General features: G+C 56.7%; 18 protein-coding genes and 2 pseudogenes. 5 read left to right on the top strand and 15 right to left on the bottom strand.

What is annotated here, in order from left to right:
- Positions 1-123: 123 nt before the first annotated feature.
- The 4 genes from EQV96_RS00440 to EQV96_RS00425 form a co-directional block, all read right to left on the bottom strand.
- Positions 124-672 (bottom strand): AAA family ATPase, encoded by a 549-nt coding sequence (locus EQV96_RS00440; protein ID WP_153326626.1) that lies wholly within the window; start codon positions 670-672, stop codon positions 124-126.
- A 185-nt stretch (positions 673-857) separates the two neighbouring features.
- Positions 858-1,169, bottom strand: coding sequence for a dihydrofolate reductase family protein (locus EQV96_RS00435; protein WP_262372257.1), 312 nt, complete (start codon positions 1,167-1,169; stop codon positions 858-860).
- A gap of 13 nt (positions 1,170-1,182) precedes the next feature.
- The gene (locus EQV96_RS00430; RefSeq protein WP_095018474.1) at positions 1,183-2,079 is read right to left on the bottom strand and encodes a serine hydrolase domain-containing protein; all 897 of its coding nucleotides are present in this window, start codon (positions 2,077-2,079) and stop codon (positions 1,183-1,185) included.
- A gap of 133 nt (positions 2,080-2,212) precedes the next feature.
- Positions 2,213-2,563: a DUF3077 domain-containing protein gene (locus EQV96_RS00425; RefSeq protein WP_095018473.1), complete on the bottom strand. Its 351-nt coding sequence runs from the start codon at positions 2,561-2,563 to the stop codon at positions 2,213-2,215.
- 755 nt (positions 2,564-3,318) lie between these two features.
- Here EQV96_RS00425 and EQV96_RS00420 point away from each other — a divergent pair.
- The 4 genes and pseudogenes from EQV96_RS00420 to EQV96_RS00405 all read left to right on the top strand — a co-directional run bounded on the left by EQV96_RS00420 (position 3,319) and on the right by EQV96_RS00405 (position 5,140).
- Positions 3,319-3,648, top strand: coding sequence for a type II toxin-antitoxin system RelE/ParE family toxin (locus tag EQV96_RS00420; protein ID WP_095018472.1), 330 nt, complete (start codon positions 3,319-3,321; stop codon positions 3,646-3,648).
- A gap of 161 nt (positions 3,649-3,809) precedes the next feature.
- Positions 3,810-4,094, top strand: a complete 285-nt coding sequence (locus EQV96_RS00415; RefSeq protein WP_095018471.1) for an XRE family transcriptional regulator — start codon at positions 3,810-3,812, stop codon at positions 4,092-4,094.
- 224 nt (positions 4,095-4,318) lie between these two features.
- Positions 4,319-4,405 (top strand): annotated as a pseudogene (locus EQV96_RS00410) (transcriptional regulator); the annotation flags it as partial.
- 165 nt (positions 4,406-4,570) lie between these two features.
- A complete protein-coding gene (locus tag EQV96_RS00405; RefSeq protein WP_095032358.1) occupies positions 4,571-5,140 on the top strand; it encodes a DJ-1/PfpI family protein in 570 nt (189 codons plus the stop codon).
- Positions 5,141-5,255: 115 nt separating this feature from the next.
- On the opposite strand, the pseudogene EQV96_RS23290 reads toward EQV96_RS00405, so the two are convergent.
- A pseudogene (locus tag EQV96_RS23290) lies at positions 5,256-5,369 on the bottom strand (integrase); the annotation flags it as partial.
- A gap of 101 nt (positions 5,370-5,470) precedes the next feature.
- Here EQV96_RS23290 and dusA point away from each other — a divergent pair.
- Positions 5,471-6,481 (top strand): tRNA dihydrouridine(20/20a) synthase DusA, encoded by a 1,011-nt coding sequence (gene dusA, locus EQV96_RS00400; RefSeq protein WP_240881013.1) that lies wholly within the window; start codon positions 5,471-5,473, stop codon positions 6,479-6,481.
- Between the two features lie 80 nt (positions 6,482-6,561).
- On the opposite strand, the gene EQV96_RS00395 is transcribed toward dusA, so the two are convergent.
- From EQV96_RS00395 to EQV96_RS00350, 10 genes are all read right to left on the bottom strand, one after another.
- Positions 6,562-8,136, bottom strand: coding sequence for a tannase/feruloyl esterase family alpha/beta hydrolase (locus EQV96_RS00395; RefSeq protein ID WP_240881010.1), 1,575 nt, complete (start codon positions 8,134-8,136; stop codon positions 6,562-6,564).
- A gap of 99 nt (positions 8,137-8,235) precedes the next feature.
- Entirely contained in the window at positions 8,236-8,538 is a 303-nt protein-coding gene (locus tag EQV96_RS00390) for a Dabb family protein (protein WP_095000051.1), read from the bottom strand.
- A 36-nt stretch (positions 8,539-8,574) separates the two neighbouring features.
- The gene (gene mmsB / locus EQV96_RS00385) at positions 8,575-9,765 is read right to left on the bottom strand and encodes a multiple monosaccharide ABC transporter permease (protein WP_346769595.1); all 1,191 of its coding nucleotides are present in this window, start codon (positions 9,763-9,765) and stop codon (positions 8,575-8,577) included.
- Positions 9,762-11,297, bottom strand: coding sequence for a multiple monosaccharide ABC transporter ATP-binding protein (gene mmsA, locus EQV96_RS00380; RefSeq protein ID WP_240881009.1), 1,536 nt, complete (start codon positions 11,295-11,297; stop codon positions 9,762-9,764). The genes mmsB and mmsA overlap by 4 nt, the downstream gene beginning before the upstream one ends.
- Positions 11,298-11,341: 44 nt before the next feature.
- Complete coding sequence (chvE, locus tag EQV96_RS00375; RefSeq protein WP_095000610.1) at positions 11,342-12,412, bottom strand: multiple monosaccharide ABC transporter substrate-binding protein; 1,071 nt, start codon at positions 12,410-12,412, stop codon at positions 11,342-11,344.
- A 105-nt stretch (positions 12,413-12,517) separates the two neighbouring features.
- Positions 12,518-13,609: a Gfo/Idh/MocA family oxidoreductase gene (locus tag EQV96_RS00370; RefSeq protein ID WP_240881008.1), complete on the bottom strand. Its 1,092-nt coding sequence runs from the start codon at positions 13,607-13,609 to the stop codon at positions 12,518-12,520.
- A 50-nt stretch (positions 13,610-13,659) separates the two neighbouring features.
- Positions 13,660-14,655, bottom strand: coding sequence for an inositol 2-dehydrogenase (gene iolG, locus EQV96_RS00365; RefSeq protein WP_240881006.1), 996 nt, complete (start codon positions 14,653-14,655; stop codon positions 13,660-13,662).
- Between the two features lie 70 nt (positions 14,656-14,725).
- Positions 14,726-15,598, bottom strand: a complete 873-nt coding sequence (locus EQV96_RS00360) for a sugar phosphate isomerase/epimerase (protein WP_095000046.1) — start codon at positions 15,596-15,598, stop codon at positions 14,726-14,728.
- A 44-nt stretch (positions 15,599-15,642) separates the two neighbouring features.
- A complete protein-coding gene (locus EQV96_RS00355; protein WP_095000045.1) occupies positions 15,643-16,539 on the bottom strand; it encodes an intradiol ring-cleavage dioxygenase in 897 nt (298 codons plus the stop codon).
- 55 nt (positions 16,540-16,594) lie between these two features.
- Positions 16,595-18,034 (bottom strand): sugar porter family MFS transporter, encoded by a 1,440-nt coding sequence (locus EQV96_RS00350; protein ID WP_095000044.1) that lies wholly within the window; start codon positions 18,032-18,034, stop codon positions 16,595-16,597.
- Positions 18,035-18,097 lie beyond the last annotated feature (63 nt).

The raw sequence follows: 18,097 nt of genomic DNA, 5'->3' as shown, positions 1-18,097 counted from the left end.
CGAACGTGCCGATCCAGGATAACTGCCTCGAGCTTTTTGACTGCCTTAATGTGCCGCTGAATGACTGGCCCATCTCTTCCACTCGCTTGGCAAGCTGGACGTAACCCTACAGCCAACACACGTTCACATGACTGACGGTGTGTGCTTCAGTCCGTCGACTGCATCCCGTATTTGCCGCACCCGATCTGTAACAGACATGTCCCCTTCAAGCTTTAAGACCGTACAGGTAAGCGCAGACAGCCATTCCTGATGCCTGGCCAGGCTACGTCCAGGGACGCCCCCCTCATCGTACTGAGCTGCCCAAGCCAGAAACTCCGGCTTTGCTTGACCGAAGCGTTTTACCTCTCGACGTTCTAGCCTCTCCAATCTGAGTTCAACCGGAAGATAAAGGAACACCACAAGATCAAATTCGCTCTCAAGCGGTTGACCCCAGCCCATTACTGATCCGGCAACCACTGCACGGTCATGAGAGCGCATTTCATGTAGCAAGCGCTCTCCTCGTAGCGTTTTGTCTGCCAGATGCAGATAGGGCGGGTTACTGGGCAGCCACAAAAAATCATCTGCTTCCAGGTGAGTTGCGCTCAGTTCCTTAGCTAAAGCATCCGCCAAGGTCGTGGTGCCGGTACCTGCCGCGCCTGTGATCAAGATGTAACGTGCCGTTTCTTTTGTCATTTCGTTTCAGCCACTCTAAAACTTTGCCATCTCCGATAACTTAACAGTGCCCCACTGATGTGGCAGCCGAGCAAGAACATCCTCGAGACATCGAGCCAGTGGTGGCCAGCGCCTGCAAATGTGGGTCGGTTAGCTACGACCTGACTTTGAACGTCGCTATGCACCAAATGACGTGCGGGCAGTCATCAAATCTCTAGAGCCCTGCAATCAGATCCTGTTTTGTCAACTGAGCAAGCCTGGGCGAGCACTTGGTAACGACTCTGTACAAATCCGTTATCAGACGCTGAGGAGTCAATCAGACTTAAATTTAGCTCGCCACCCAACTGGCTGAACAAAGGAATTCCTTTGCCCAACAACACTGGAATGCGTGTAATAGTGATCTCGTTGATCAATCCCGCAGCGAGGAAAGCCTGGATGGTCTGACCTCCGTCAATATAGAGATGCTTCAGACCTTGAGCCGCGAGCTGCGCCACGATAAGTAGCGGATCGCCGGCCAATACATCGAAGGACTCAGACGACTTTACCCCCCGACCGCAAAACTTGTATCAGTTGCTCGGCGGCGAGGGTTTCGACGGTGCCTTCACGGGTGCCTGCGCCGAAAACAGCGCAACAGGCCGATGTGTCGCCGTCGCAGATACGGTAAACGGCAATGACGCTGCCAGGCCCGCACCCTGTGTGTCCGCATAGGGTAAAACCACCGTCGATCGAACCCCGCATTAAACCCAGGCCGTATCCCGGTGTAATCCATGGGCGACCTGGAATCGAACCACCCAATGCCTTTGCTATCTGCATGTCCTGGAGCAAGCCTGTGGGGAGCAGATGCCCAGCGAAAAGTCGGTCGAGGAAGAGTGCGGCTTGCGAAATGGGGCCGATTAACAAGCCGTGATACACCCAGCCGGGGTCATAATTTGATGTATTTCCAAGGTGGGTATCTTGTAAGTCTGCTGGCGTTTTAGCGAAGCGAACCCTCGAGAGCCCCAAAGGCGTCAGTGCGTATCGACCCACTGCCTCTTCAAGCGACAAGTCAGTCAGTTGTTCAATTAGCTTGCCTATTAGAAGGTAACCCACATTGGAATAGCGCCATCCAGTTCCGGGGGTATATCGAAGCCGAGCGCCATCAAGGCGCTGCATCATTTCGTCTGCTGACCATGCAGCCTCATGGTTGGCAACGGCGGCGTGATAATCTGCAAGTTCACCATAATCGGCGAGCCCTGCCTCATGCCTAAGCAGTTGGCGCAACGTGAATGGCTGATCAGGTATCGGGGTGTCCAGTCCGATCCGCCCATCACGTACTAATGACAGGGCGGTTACAGCCAGGATGGTCTTCGTAAAGCTCCACCAAGGCACCACCAGTTCTGATTGATCCGACGTTGGTTGCTGACCATTTGATACCAGTGAACTCAGCATTGACTTCCTTGTATTGTTGGGCAGCTTGTCAGCTACCTAGGGAGGCTCCGATCAACTTGCCGCGATTTTAGAAAAGTACCCAATATACCCAGAGATCAATAACGCGCCTGCCGCCAACCAGGCGCGTGCTGCATCAGTGCATCGCCACACCGTCCAGCGATTTATCGACATACGCCCTGGCCAGCTCCACCAGATGCATGACCGACAACACCCGGTCGCGCGCGAGCCCGCACAAACCATCCCCCGCCTCACTCGCCGAAGCAACCGCACAGCGCAACAAGTCTGACGCTTGGGCCAAAGCCGCTTCTGAATTGACACTGTCCGGGATGGCAAATATAGCCGTGCTTATGGGGCGAGCAGGCTTATGGTCGTGCAGGTAATAATCGAGCGCACGCCTGACGGCCGCACGGTCCAGCGACTGTGAATCGCACTGTTCAGCATCTTGCAGGGTCAATGAGGGGGGATCGGGGACAACTTTTTTCATTGTGATGACTCCTGGTACATAAAAAGGAGCTGTCACCTATCGCTACTAAACGACTGGGTGGCAGCCGTACGCAGGTTAGTAGACCGGTGTACCAGGAAACCGGCGCGCCACAAGGGCGCCCTGCGCACGGCCACCATAAAACGAAGGCCAAAAAAAGCGCCTCGCTAAGGTGGCGCATTGCGCCTGGTAACACCGGGCTACTAAACCCGACCGCTGATTTTGCAGCGATGGGCCGAGACTATTCCCCGATTTGAGCAGGCGCAAGCGAACGGGATTCTCTCGGATGATTCGCGAGATGGAAAGCGAAACGTCGTACGAAACTCCTGAATATCTCTCGGTAAGCTCACCTCCAATGTTCAACGGCCCTACAAAGGATGAATGTCCAGGAATGAAGCCCACTCGACAAACTGGCATTCGCCAACATCTGAATAAATCCCTACACAGATTCACCAGCACCGTCAGGAAGCGGCTGACCGCATCCCAACGTGGAAATGAGCCGCACAAGGACTCGTAGCCTCACTGGGAGCATTTCGCATGCATGATGGCCCCACCTCTTGATGTCTGCAAAACAGTGATGAGAGATGACCTTGTATTTATATCAAAACAGATATAATGTTTATCTCGCAGGCGTGGATTCGCACACGCGAATCCGTAGGTGAGACGAGCAACATGCCTGTTCGATTTTTGACCAGAGAGGAAGCGACCGATGACTACTTTCAGATGCATAAAATGTTTGATAAGACGGAGGTGCAGCGATGCCCAACCGAGAAATGAAGGAAATCATGTGGGTTGGAAGTAGCTTGCAAGACCTGCGGGACTTCCCTGAAGTGCCTAGGAAGCGAGCAGGTTTTCAGCTAGAACTACTGCAGGAAGGGGAAGAGCCTGACGACTTCAAGCCAATGAAATCCGTTGGCAAGGGTGTTCAGGAAATCCGGATTGCATGTGATGATGGGGCTTTTCGCGTGTTTTATGTGGTCAATCGGCCGGAAGCAATCTATGTGTTGCATGCCTTCCGCAAGACAACTCAAAAGACGGAAAAGCGTGATTTGGATCTGGGTAGAACCCGATACAAATCGCTGGGTTGAGCGTAGGGTGGCGTGGCGATCCCCTTTACCAACGGTGAAGGGGTAAAGCCCTAGCTATGACCCGACTCAAAAAAAGTACACCTGTCACTTTTTTAAAAGAACTTGTAGCAAAACAGTTGTCCAAAAATTAGTAAGCAAGTGATTGATCAGAGGAAAAGTGTATGTCAAACGAACGCCCTACCAGTGTCTGGGATGCGTTGGTTGATACGCCAGAAGAAGCCGAGAACCTGCGTGTCCGTTCTCAGTTGATGCGAGCCATCAGGCGGGTAGTGAAAACCTGGGATGTATCGCAAAAAGAAGCGGCCCAGCGGCTGCATATCACTCAGCCAAGGCTGAATGATTTGCTCAAGGGGAAAATTGAAAAATTTTCTCTGGATGCTTTGGTGAATATGTTGGCCAGTGCAGATCTGGAACTCGAAGTTCGCATCAGTAACAAGGCAGCCTGATTTTCAGGTGGTGGTTCAAGCAAGCAAAAAGGCTGGCCATGATGTGGCTGGCCTTTTTTCGCTTTAATGGCACCCAAGGACGAAAATAAGCTATCGCAGGTAGTTTGCAGAGACACCGGTGCGTTTGTCTGAAGCTACAAGAAACCTCTGTTCTCATCAGCCACTTGGGTGTGCAGCTTTAGAACCCGTATACGCTGTATACACTCAAGAGTGAGGATTCCATCATGGCACCGCCCGTGTTGTCATTCTGTGTTGAAGAGGCGCTCGTGGAGCAGCTCGACCAGTTGTCCCAAGCCACCGACCGCGACCGTTAGTACCACCTCAAACGTGCGTTGGCCCGCTACGTCGAGGCTGAGTCCTGGCATATATAGGTAGAGAGCAGATTTTTGCGAGCGACTGCTATCCGACCCAAAGCAGCCCTTGATATCCATTTATTGTCGCCATAGGGTGTTGGCATTCATGGAGGATTCTGACTGATGGCACGCATAGGTTTACTACTGAGCCCCGGTTTTGCTGACTGGGAATATGCTTTTATAGCTGGAACTGCGTCCCCATTTTACGGGATCGACGTCAGGTTTTTCGCTTTTGCTCCGGGACAGATCCACTCGCAGGGCGGGCTGCCTGTAACGATCGATAGTAACTTGCAACAATGCCTGGACTGGAAACCGGATGTTGTGGTCGTTATCGGGGGAATGGTCTGGGAACGTGCAGAAGCACCGGATATTCGAGACTTTCTTCATGCCAGTCGTTCAAGTGGAGCGACGATTGCCGGTATCTGTGGGGGAACTCTGGCACTTGCGAGGGCCGGGCTTCTCGACAAGACTCCACATACCTCAAACAGTGCTAATTTCTTACAAGAGAATGCTGCAGGTTATGAAGGTCACGGGTTTTATCGAAACAGTCCGATAGCGGTGATTGCAGACCGCATCATAACCGCTCCAGGCCCTGCCCCCGTTAGCTTCACCTGCGCAGTATTCGAAGGTGCCGGGCTATCTTCAGAGAGTATTTCCCAGTTCAGATCAATGTTGGCAGCGGAACATAAGTGACCGTTTGGCGCTGCAAAACAGCGCTCAGGTTATGTTGTTCGAGTGGCTGCATCTGTCCGATTGCTGCCTGTTGCAAAGTCCCGCAATCGACCCAAAGCTGCCAGGCCGTCTGTTATCGGGCGAAGATCTGGCTCTCTTGGTAGACTTGCAACCCATCGCAAAACAGGCGTACTTGTGCCGTGTAACTGATGCTGCCGTCAGTACGCTTGCGTGCTCGGATAGTGGCCATGATCGCCTGGTACAATTGTTGTTTTGATTGGTAAATTGTACCAGTCGACTTCAAAATACGCCCTTTTACCCCCTAAAAACGCTGCAAAAACGTAGAGCACAATGGTACAGAATATTGCTTTAAAGCCAGTAAACACAGGGGCTGCGCTGTCTCGGCGGTTTTCTGTTGCACCCATGATGGACTGGACAGATCGCCACTGTCGGTTTTTTCTGCGTCTGCTATCCAAAAACGCCTTGCTGTACACCGAAATGGTCACTACGGGTGCGCTGATCAATGGTGATGCCGAGCGCTTCTTGCGTCATGACGCGTCTGAGCATCCGCTGGCCTTGCAACTGGGAGGGAGTGTTCCGGCTGACTTGGCCGTTTGCGCACGCATGGCTCAGGATGCAGGGTATGACGAGGTGAACCTGAATGTCGGCTGCCCCAGCGATCGGGTGCAGAACAATATGATCGGCGCCTGCCTGATGGCGCATCCGACGCTGGTGGCCGATAGTGTCAAGGCCATGCGCGATGCGGTCGCTATCCCTGTCACGGTCAAGCATCGTATCGGCATCAACGGCCGCGATAGCTATGCACAACTGTGCGATTTCGTCGGTACGGTTCGTGATGCAGGCTGCACCAGTTTCACCGTGCATGCGCGTATTGCCATTCTCGAAGGGCTGTCGCCTAAAGAAAACCGCGATATCCCGCCTCTGCGCTATGACGTTGCCGCGCAGTTGAAAACCGATTTCCCTGAACTGGAGATCATTCTCAACGGCGGGATCAAGACCCTCGAGCAATGCCAGGAACATTTACAGGTGTTTGATGGTGTGATGCTCGGCCGCGAGGCCTATCACAACCCGTATATTCTGGCCGAGGTCGATCAACGTCTGTTTGGCAGTTCTGCCCCTGTCATTTCGCGGGTAGAGGCGCTCACGCTGTTGCGGCCTTATATCGCAGCGCATATAGCCGCGGGTGGTTCAATGCACCATATCACGCGTCATATTTTGGGGCTGGGCCAGGGGTTCCCTGGCGCCAGGCGCTTTCGTCAACTGCTGTCGGTGGATATCCATAAGGCCAAGGACCCGTTGGCATTACTGGATCAGGCCGCAGAACTGCTGGTAGGCCGCTGAAACCAGCGCAATAGCGCCGGCGCAAGGTACACAAAGGCCTGCATGAGACTTCTCATGCAGGCCTTTGTTTTTTTGCACCACTATTGCGTTACTTCGACACAGGCATAACTGTCGGCATTGTCGATATCGCCCTTGCCCGCGTAACGGGCGACCTGCGGCCAGGCACATAGCGGGCGGGTGCGCACAACCTTGCCGTCTTCAATTTTCGAAGCGACGATGCGCTGCGGTGCTACGCCGTGCTCCACCCAATTGTCGATAATGGCCAACTTGTCAAAGGTGTCGCAGCCCGCACCGCCGTAACAATGGCCCATGCCCGGGATCAGAAACAGCCGGGCCGAGGCCCGGGCCGCCTTGCCCGAATCGCGCAGCAGTGACTGGTAGTAGTCGATCAGCTCCTGGCCGTTATGAAAATCGTTCCAGCCCACATAAAGCAGTAGCTTTGCCCCCCGGTCGAAAAATGCCGTGAGGTTGGAGTCAACGTGCAACAAGGGCCCGAGCCTGTTCACAGCCTCATTCACGGTCTTGTCCCAGTCCATGGTCGTCCAGTCCCAGTCCGGATCCTGGAAAGCCGCGTACTTGAACAGGTCCAGGGCCACCGGGAACGCTTGGCCATCGACAAAATCACCGAGCAGGTTTTCATTGCCCTTGGCCACGCCAGGAAAGATCACTTCCCCGGTACGCGGGTTGATCGGCCCTCGATAGAGCTGCTGCATCAGCTCTACCTGCCCCGCCGTCAGGCAGTCGGCTGTCTCGGTGCCTTTGCACTGCAATTGTTCAGGCTCAAAATCGCAATGCTGCGGGTCGTCGATAAACCCCTGCTTGAGGCCAATGGGCGTGGCGCAGGCCTTGAGCGCCGCCTTGCTGACCATCTCGAGCTTGGCCTTGGTCATGTTCACATCGCGGTGGCGACCGAGCAACCAGCCGGGCCAGAGCTGGGCGGCATTGAACTTGACCAGCGGGTTGGGCGGCGCACCGGCGACGATACCATCGTAGTCATCGGGAAAGCGCCTGGCTTCGATCAGACCTTCAAGGCCGCCCAGCGAACAGCCTATCCAGTACGCCCGGCTGGCCGGTTTTCCGTAGTAGGCCTTGATCAGTTCCTTGGCATGTACCGTCATCAAGTGGTCGGCGCGCCAGGCATAGTCGATCAGTTTTTCCGGGTGCCCCAGGGCGAACTGCCCGCCCTTGCCTTCTTCAGTACTGCTGTCGTGTCCGGTATCGGTCGCTGCCGTGGCGTAGCCCTGCTCAAGCCCGGCGAGCATGGCCGGGTACATCATCGCGCCGCCCCAGCCAAAACTGCCGACACCCAGTAACTTGCCGTTCCAGCCATTGAGCGGCAACCAGACTTCGATCTTGATATCTGAATCGCTGCTGGGCTTGAGTGTGGCAGCAACCCTGCAAAAGGCCGGGTTTGGCCCGACTGCGGGGCGCCCTGCCGGGTTCATGCCGGAGAAACTCGCCAATCGGGTCAGCGGGTTTTGCGGCATTGGGTACTGCCCGGGGGCAATGGCCTCGGCCACGGTGATGGTCGCATCGGGCAAGGCCCTGGCGGCCAGGGCGCTGCAGGTGTCTTCGGCACGGGCTTGCGCTGCCATAGCCAGAGCCAGCAGGCCTATGGCGACGGCCCTGCGGGAAGTTGAACGGGGTTGTTTCATAGGGGTATCCCTGCCTTTGGATCACGCTCGAGAACAAACACTGCACGCAACCGGATCAGTGAATGCGCCACCACGACCTTAGTTGCATCGTGAAGAAGTTCAAGGCACCGCGTAGTCCACCTGATGCCTGGCAATGCGTGAGTCAGCCAATTCCCGGCGCACCCGCAAGTGCTCCGGATGCGTGGCGTAGGCTGCTAATGCTTCGTTCGAGTCGAACTCGCTGTAGAGCACGACATCACAGGCATAATCGATACGACTGATATCAACCCCGACCTCGATTTTCAGCAGTCCCGGTATCCGCCCGGCGAGCCCTTCAAATAGCGCCTTGAGCAGCAGGCACGCCTGGCGATTACTTTCCGGTGTGTCTCCTGCCAGGTTCCACATCACAATATGCTTGATCATTGTTGTCTACCTTGAGTGTCATCCATACCCGCCCCATCAACCCTTGTTTTTCTGGTAAACATCCACGAACACTGCCGCCAGCAACACCGCGCCCTTGATCATTTGCTGGTAATCGATACCGATGCCCATGATCGACATGCCGTTGTTCAACACACCCATGATAAAGGCCCCGATGACCACCCCTACCACCTTGCCCACGCCTCCGGATGCCGAGGCACCGCCGATAAACACCGCAGCGATCACATCCAGTTCAAAGCCGGTGCCACCGCGTGGCGTAGCACTGTTGAGGCGGGCCACGAAGATCAGCCCGGCCACTGCCGCCAGCACGCCCATATTGACGAAGGCGAAGAAAGTCACCCGTGAAGTGTTGATCCCCGACAGCCTGGCGGCCTTGAGATTGCCCCCGACGGCGTATATCCAGCGACCGATCACTGTGCGGTTCATGATGAAGGTGTACACCCCGATCAGCACGCTCATGATCACCAGTACCGTGGGGATTCCGCGGTAAGTGGAGAGCAGATAACAGAAGTACACGAGCAGCCCGGCTACCAGGCCATTTTTCAGTGCGAACATGGCCATGGGCGTTACATTGCCGCCGCTTTTGCGGGTGCGGGCACGGCTGCGGTATTCGATCAGAAAAAACAGTGCGGCCGCGGCAATGCCCAGCAACAACGAGGTGACGCGCAGGTTTTCATGGACAAAAACATCGGGAATAAAGCCCGAGCTGATGGCCGAAAATACTGCAGGAAACGGCCCTATGGATTGCCCCTGGGTAATCGCAATCGTGGCACCGCGAAAGATCAGCATGCCGGCCAGGGTCACGATAAACGACGGCATGCCCCACACCGCGACCCAGTAGCCCTGCCCCGCACCGATCAAGGCACCGGTGAGCAGGCAGATCACTGTGACGGTGAAAAAATCCAGCCGGTACTGGACCATCAGCACCGCAGCAATCGCGCCGATCACGCCGACCACCGAGCCGACCGACAAGTCGATATGCCCACACACGATCACCATCAACATGCCCAACGCCATGACCACGATATAACTGTTTTGCAGCAACAGGTTGGTCAGGTTCAGGGGCTGCATCAACGCGCCGCCCGTGGCTACCTGAAAGAACACCATGATCACGATCAGCGACAGCAGCAGGCCATATTCACGGGCGCCGCGCTTGAAGGTTGTCAGGGCATTGGGTTTGGCTGAGAGAGGCAGACTGACTTCGCTCACTGGATCACCTCGTTGTTCATGATTGCGTGCATGATTTTTTCCTGCGATGCCTCGGCGATTGCAAACTCGCCCACAAAGCGGCCTTCGTTCATCACATAGATACGGTCACAAGTGCCAAGCAGCTCGGGCATTTCCGAAGAAATCATCACCACCCCCCGGCCTTCGCTGACCACCTGATTGACCACCCCGTAGATCTCGTACTTGGCACCCACGTCGATACCGCGAGTAGGCTCATCGAGGATCAACACCCTGGGATCGGAGAACAGCCACTTGGCCAATACAACTTTTTGCTGGTTGCCACCGGAGAGCTTTTCCACCGACTGGGTGACGTCCGCGCTGCGAATGCGCAGACGTGAGCGGTAGTCGACGGCCACCGCGGTCTCGGCCAGTTCATTCATCACCCAGCGCCTGGACACTGCGGCCAGATTGGCCATGGAGGTGTTGCGAGTGATGCTTTCTCCCAGCACCAGCCCTGCGCCCTTGCGGTCCTCGGTGGCATAGGCCAGGCCTTGATCGATGGCCTTGCGCACAGTCCCCAGGTCGACTTCCTGCCCCTCCAACAGGGCCTTGCCGCGAATATTGACCCCCCATGCCCCCCCGAATACGCTCATGGCGAACTCTGTACGCCCGGCCCCCATCAAACCGGCAATCCCTACCACCTCGCCACGGCGCACATGGAAGTTAATGTTACGAATCCGGTCCCGCCCAGGGCATTGCGGATCACCCACCGACCAGCCCTGGACCTGGAACAGAATCTCTCCGATGTCGGCCACTCGCACGGGGTAACGATCCGACAGTTCGCGGCCGACCATGGAACGGACAACCCGCCCCTCATCAATACCCCCGGTACGGCAATCGATAACGTCGACGGTACTGCCGTCACGGATCACGGTGATCTCGTCTGCGATCCGGCCAATCTCGTTGAGCTTGTGCGAAATGATGATCGAGGTGATGCCACGGCTCTTCAGCTCCAGCATCAGTTTGAGCAAGGTATCGCTGTCCTTCTCATTCAGGCTGGCCGTCGGTTCGTCGAGGATCAGCAGACGCACGTCCTTGGCCAGCGCCTTGGCAATCTCGACCATTTGCTGCTGGCCGATACCGAGGTTGCCCACCAACGTTTGCGGCTGCGCATCAAGACCGATCCGCGCCAGCAATTCACGGGCGCGCCGGTGGGCCAGGTCCCAGTCGATAACGCCACAACGGGAAATCTCATTGCCCAGAAACAGGTTTTCGGTGATCGACAGCATGGGCACCAGCGCCAGTTCCTGGTGAATGATGCAGATCCCGAGCGCCTCGCTGTCGCGCAGGCCCTGAAAGCTTCTGGGCGAACCATCGAAGTGAATTTCACCCTCGAAACTGCCGTGGGGATAAACGCCGCTGAGAATTTTCATCAACGTCGATTTGCCCGCACCATTTTCCCCGCAAATCGCGTGGATCTCGCCGCTGCCCACTTTCAGGTTGACCCCGCTCAAGGCCTTGACGGGGCCGAAGCACTTGCGGATGTTGCGCATGTCGAGAATCGTTTGGCTCATTTTCTCTCTCCTGCCTCACGGCTGGCCGCAGACAACGCAATCAACTAGTGCAGCTGCTCAAGGGTGTAGAAGCGTGTGTCATCAACCAGTACCTTCTGCCAGTTCTGGCTGTCGACCAGTTGTGGGGTCAGCAGTTGGGTGGGAACGATCATCGAACCGTTGTCATAAGAAGTGGTGTCGTTGACTGCCACCGGCCTGGCGCTCAGCTCAGCGTCCATCATCTGTGCTGCAGCTTGCGCCAGCGCACGGGTGTCCTTGAAAATCGTGGAACTCTGGTCGCCGCGAATGATCGACTTGATACTGGAGATTTCCGCATCCTGACCGGTGACGATCGGCATCGCCAACTTGCCGCTGCCGTAGCCCACGCCACGCAGGGATGACACCACGCCATTGGCGACCTGGTCATTCATTGCCAGAACCGCATCCAGATGGGCAGTGCTGTAGAACGCGCTGAGCAGGTTATCCATGCGCGCCTGGGCCAGGGCACCGTCCCAGTTGAGGGTGGCGACCTTGTCCATGTCTTGCTGGCCGCTGCGCACCACCAGTTGGCCGCTGTCGATATACGGCTTGATTTGCGACATCACGCCGGCATACACCACATGGGCATTGTTGTCGTCGGTTGAGCCGGCAAAGATCTCCAGATTGAACGGCCCCTTACCCTGCTTGAGCGCCAGCGAGTCCACGATCGACTGCCCTTGCAATACACCGGTGCGATAGTTGTCGAAAGTGACGTAGTAATCGAAGTCTTTGGAGTTACGGATCAGACGGTCATAGGAAATGATCTTGATTCCTTTCGCCCGCGCCTGCTTGAGCACATCAGCCATCGTGGTGCCGTCGATAGGCGCGATAATCAGACCCTTGACGCCCTTGACCATCATGTTTTCGATTTGCGACAACTGGGTCGGTGCTTCGTACTGGGCATATTGCAGGTCAGTGTCATAACCCAGCTTTTTCAGTGAGTCGACAATGTTGCTGCCATCTGAAACCCACCGCGCCTCAGCCTTTGAGGGCATGGCGATACCGATGGTGCCTTTGTCACTGCTCTCGTTTTTAGAACAGGCACTGACGGCCAGGCCCAGTATCACGGCGCCAACAAGCTTGATGATCGTGTGCATATCGTCCTCTCTGTTTTTTGTTGTTGTCTTTTTCAGGGACGCAGCACCCCATGCGGCTCAATAAATTGAGCCGCAAGGCACATCGCGTACCGGGACTGCGGTGATTTACAAGGCCAGGTGGACTTCCTGACCGTTCGCATCAGCGGACTCGAACAAGGCTTCGAGGATCACGTTGATGTCATGCGCCTGCGAGGCAGGCACCGTCGAAGGACTGCCGGTGCGCAGCGACCGGGTGAAGGCTGCGGCCTCGCGGTCGAAGTACACCGGGTTGCCGATTTCGGCGATTTCCGGGGAATACACGGTTTTGCGCACCGCCCAGATTTCAGGGAAGCTGTTTTCGTTCCAGTGTGTCCAACCTTGCTGATGGCCATTTTTGCCATCGTGGTAGAGTTTGTACGAGGCCGGCATCGGCGTGGAATGCATCACGCCATGAGTACCATAGGCCGTGATGTCCCAGCTCTCGGTCCAGGGCATCGGATCCCAGGACATAAAGTCGATGGTGATCAGCTTGTCATCGTAATTGAGCACTGCGCCCACGGCGTCCTCACGAGCCGATTCACTCATCTGGCCAGCAAACTTGCTGATCCGCGCATTCACCGAGCGCGGCTTGCCGAAATGCAGCAGGATGCGGTCGATGGTGTGGCAACCGATCACATAAAAAGCCCCCCCGCGATCGCCCGGTTGCTTCATATGATTGGTGTCGGCCTCGTCATGGGAGCAACCGGCGTGGGCGCGAACTTGAAGTACCTTGCCGATTTCACCGCTTTGCAGCACTTGCTGCATCTTTTCCACCGATGGCGCGTAACGCCAGCAATAGCCCACCTGAAACAGGCCGCCCGTGCGTTCGACCGCATCGACAATACGCCGTGTGTCCTGGGTACCACGGCCCGCTGGCTTCTCGCACAGCACCGCCTTGCCGGCCTCGAGTGCTGCAATCGTCCACTCGGCCATCAGGTAGCTTTTGGGGTGCACCAGTACCACATGCACATTGGGATCCGCGAGGATTTCTTCCATGCTGCGGGCCTGCAGACCCAGCGCATCACAGAACGGTGCGAGCAGCGGGCTATCGTCGTAAGCCCCCAAAAACTGCACGTCGGCCATGCGTTTGAACGCCTTTACCCGACCCGACGTATGCGGGTGTGTGATCCCCAGGCAAGCCACGCCAATGGTGGTACCACTATCAAGTGTGTAGGGCATAACGGTTCTCCTGCGGTTCTGATCCAGACATCCGATTCAACGAGGCAGCGTCAGAGCCTGACCGCACACCCGGTCTTGACCGACTCAAGGGCAGCATCGGCCAGCTGCAGCGCCTTGAGCCCGTCCTGGACGGTGATCGGCATCTGTTTTTTGTGCACCAGTGCATCGATATAAGCGTCCAGCTCGGACTTGTAGGCTTGCTGATAACGCTCAAGGAAGAAGTTCAGCAACGGCTCGCGGGCGTCGGTTGCGTCCCGGCTCCAACGGCGAATGGTGGTCGGGCGCAAGTTATCCATCTGCAGCATGCCGGTCGAGCCAAACACTTCGATACGCTGGTCGTAGCCGTACACAGCCTGGCGGCAGTTGTTGATATGGCACTGCTTGCCGGAGGCCGTTTGCATCTGCACCATCGCGGTGTCGTAGTCGTCGTACTTTTCCATCAGCGCGGGATCGATCAGGCGGCTGGCGATTGCAGTCAGCTCAAACGGTTCTTCGCCCAGCAACCAACGGCCGATATCAAGGTCATGGATGGTCATGTCACGGAAAATGCCACCCGAATGCTGGATGTAGTCTTCCGGAGCGAGGCCCGGGTCACGGCTGCTGATGATCACCTGACGCACTTCGCCGATATCACCGGCGTCAATGGCCGCACGCATCTGGGCAAAGGTACTTTCGAAGCGGCGGTTGAAGGCCAACATCACACGGCCATTCAGGCGCTCGACTTCCGCAACTGCCGCCAGGCTCTTGGCCATGTCCAGGTCGATCGGCTTTTCGCACAACACCGCCTTACCCAGACGTACGGCACGCAGCATCAGGTTGATATGGGTGTGGGTCGGGGTGCCGATAACGATGGCGTCAACATCGGCCCGATCAATCGCGGCTTCACAATCAGTCATGGCTTGCGCGCCAAGCTCGTCGGCCAGACTGGCTGCGGCGTCGGCAAATGGGTCAGCGACAACGACCAATGTTGCGAATTTGCTGGCTGCCACATTGGCCGCGTGAATTTTGCCGATACGACCGGCGCCGAGAACTGCGATACCCACCATATTTTTCTCTCCTGAAAACGCTGTTGTTCGTTGTTGTAGCCAAGAAGAAGGTAAAGGTTTAACTCAGGCATCAAGCCGGGAACTTGATGTTTTCAAACTGTGTGATTGTCGTGTCAAAGGCCCTTTTGGCTGCGACTTCCAACGGCAGCTTGCGCAACTGGGCACTGATCAACTCCACGCCCCACGGCCCGCGATAGCCGACATTGACGACCTGCTGGATAAACTCGGGTACATCCAGGTCGCCCTCGCCGCAGAGCTTGCGGTGATGAGTCGAGTCGTTGAGCAATGACTCGACCACCGCATTGCTGGCGTCGTCCAGCTCGATGGACTTGATCAGTTCCAGGGGGATTTTGCCTATCTCGTCGAAACTCATGCCGCCTCGCGCAACATGCCAGGTATCGACCAGCAAACCACCATTGGGGCGCACGCCTTCAGTTACCGCAATGGCACGATCAATGGTGTTTACACTGGAAAATGGCAAAAACTCGATCACCACGTTGACACCACAGGGCCCGGCCCGGTCGCACAGCACGGCAAAAGCATCACGCATACGTGAAATATCAGGTGCACCTTGTTCAAACAGGCCGCCAGCAACCTTGAGGCTGCGCGCGCCAAGCTCGCCAGCGATGTCCAGCAACTCGTCACGAACCCTGTCCGAATCCGCACGCAGCTGGCCATCAAGGTGCCAGTCGGTGAGGAACTCGACCTCCAGATGCTTGATGCCGTTGTCCTGAAAAATGGAGCGCATGGCAGGGAGTCCCAGTTTGGCGACGTTATGTACGAGGTCGGCGTGCACCAGCCCCATGCCGCGCCAGCCTGCCCGTGCCGCAGCCTCGGCACGGGACTGCAACGAGAAAGGGCTGATTTCGCTGGGAGCACCCGGGTAGGTGTCACCCGCAAGGGTCCAGTAAGCAGCAAGCAATTCAACAGATTTGTCGGGCATGACGATCACTTTTATAGGGTGTTGAATAATGAATGGTCGATGGATCAGGCCGGATTAAGAACGAAGTCCCAGGTCACAGCCAAAAACGGTACTTGCAAGCCATGGCGTTGGGCCGTGGCCTCATCGGTTTGCGTGGTGAACTCGGCGATCAGTTCCTTTTTCACGCCGAACACCGTGTCTTCGTGCAGATACGGGCAATCGGGAGTGAAAATATGGGTAATGACCTGATCGAAGCCCGGGGCCGTGACGATAAAGTGCAAATGCGCGGCGCGGTGGGGGTGGCGTCCCAGCTTGCCCAGCAGCTTGCCCACCGGGCCGTCGGCCGGGATCGGGTAGTGCCGGGGCTTGACCGTGCGAAAGGCGTAGTAGCCATCCTCGTCGGAGGTAAACAGCCCGCGCAGGTTGTAGTCCGGCTGCAGGCCTTTTTGTTGCACGTCATAGAAGCCGTCGTCGTTGGTTTGCCAGATGTCCAGGGTGGCCCCGGCAACTGGCTTGCCAGCCGTATCGAGTACCCTGCCGCTAACCAGCGTTGGTTCGCCCTTGCCGTCCAGACAGATATTGGCGCCGTTTTCGTAGCGTGGCGCATCAGCCACATAGAACGGTCCAAGGATGGTGTTGGGCGTAGCACCCTTGGGCCGACGGTGGTTGATCGCGTCCACCAGCATAGTGGCACCCAGCACGTCCGACAGCAGGATGTATTCCTGGCGCCAGTCGGTGCACATCTGCCCGGTACCGGTGAGAAACTCGATGGCCTTGAACCACTCATCGTGGGTCGGTTCAATTTCCTTGATTGCCGCATGCAGATGCCGGGTCAACACCGTCATCACTTCACGAAGGCGCGGGCTGGCCTGGTCGCTGATGCGGGCATTGACGATTTCGGCAGAGCGTTCTTCTTCGAAGAGCCCGCCAACCGGAAGCTCGGTAGCCGAGTACGCAGTCATGGCGTAGTGTCCTTGAATATTATTATTGAATTCGGATAGTCGTTTCACAGTCGGGTCAACAGGCGTTGACGCGGGTAGCGGCCGCTCGCCACTTGCGCCCGCTCAGGCGCTGCTCCATGAACTGCTCGATCTGTTCCAGGGTCATGCCTTTGGTCTCCGGCAGCCACAGGGTGCAGAAGATGATCGAGCCAATATTGATCACGGCGAAGAGGAAGAAAGTCATGCCGCCCATCTCGCTGAGCAACACCGGAAACAGGAAGGCGACGATGGCGTTGAACACCCAGAACGTAGCGACCGCAATACCGTTCATCAAACCCCGGACGTGGTTGGGAAACAGTTCCGACATCAGCAACCAGTACACGGGGCCGATGCACATCTGCATAAAGAACAGGAACACCAGTACACCGGACAGGGCCATGTAACTCTGCATCAGGGAGTGCGGCATAAAGTTGATCACGATACCGAGGAAGATTTGCGCCAGTACCACCACAATCAGTCCCATCAACAGCATCGAGCGACGCCCCATGCGATTGATCAGCCACATGCCAATCAAGGCCGCAATCACCGAGACCACACCATTGCCGATGGTTGCAATCAACGCCGCATGGGTGCCCATGCCGGTTTCCTTGAGAATCATCGGTGTGAAATAGACAAAGGCATTGACCCCGGTGAACTGCAGGACAAAGCCCAGGGCGATACCAATGCCCAGCAACTTGAGCAACCAAGGTTCTTTCAATGCACTGAGGCCAGTGCCATGGTGTTGCTCCTTGGCATGCTGCTCGACGATTTCTTTCAGCTCGCCGTCCACCTCAGCCTGCGTGTCGCGGATGCCCTCAAGGATGGATTTCGCCTCATCAACCCGACCTTTACCCACCAGCCAGCGGGGCGATGCCGGCACGAATCGCATACCGACATAGAGCAATACGGCCGGGATCAGCGAAATTGACAGCATGAAACGCCACGTCAGGGGGCTGTCGAACAAGTGCGCCAGACTCGCACTGGCGATGTAGGCCAGGCACTGCCCGGAAACAATCATGACCTCGCTCTGACATACCAGCCTCCCACGATGACGCGGCGCGGCCAGTTCGGCGATCAGGACCGGAACGGTGGCAGAAGCACCGCCGACAGCAATGCCCAGCATGAAGCGAGTGGCAACCATGGTCCATAGTGTCGGCGCCACGGCGGTGCCCAGCGCGGCCAGTGCAAAGAGCACCGCCAGCGCCTTGAGTACGCCCAGGCGGCCATAACGGTCAGACAAATGGCCGGCAAACAAGGCACCAAAGGCTCCGCCAAAAATCAGCGCCGAGGCGACCAGGCCTTCGGATACGGGATTGAGCCCCAGGCCACCCTGGCTGGCATCGAGGGCCATGAAAGGTAATGCACCGGAGATGACCCCAGTGTCGTAGCCAAACGCCAGCGAACCCATGGTTGTAATGGCCGCGATACGCCAGAGTATTTTCGACGACGCACGCGCCGCGGTTGGGTGATTCGACATGAGGTCAACCTTTATTGAATTTATGTGTTCGCTCAGTGGGGGTGAGACTACTGCGATTGAATC

It is taken from the genome of Pseudomonas sp. TMW22080 (assembly GCF_022496745.1).
In the GTDB taxonomy this organism is placed as follows: domain Bacteria; phylum Pseudomonadota; class Gammaproteobacteria; order Pseudomonadales; family Pseudomonadaceae; genus Aquipseudomonas; species Aquipseudomonas bubulae.
Note: the sequence above shows the minus strand (reverse complement) of the source record. Positions and strands in the feature narration are given on the sequence as shown.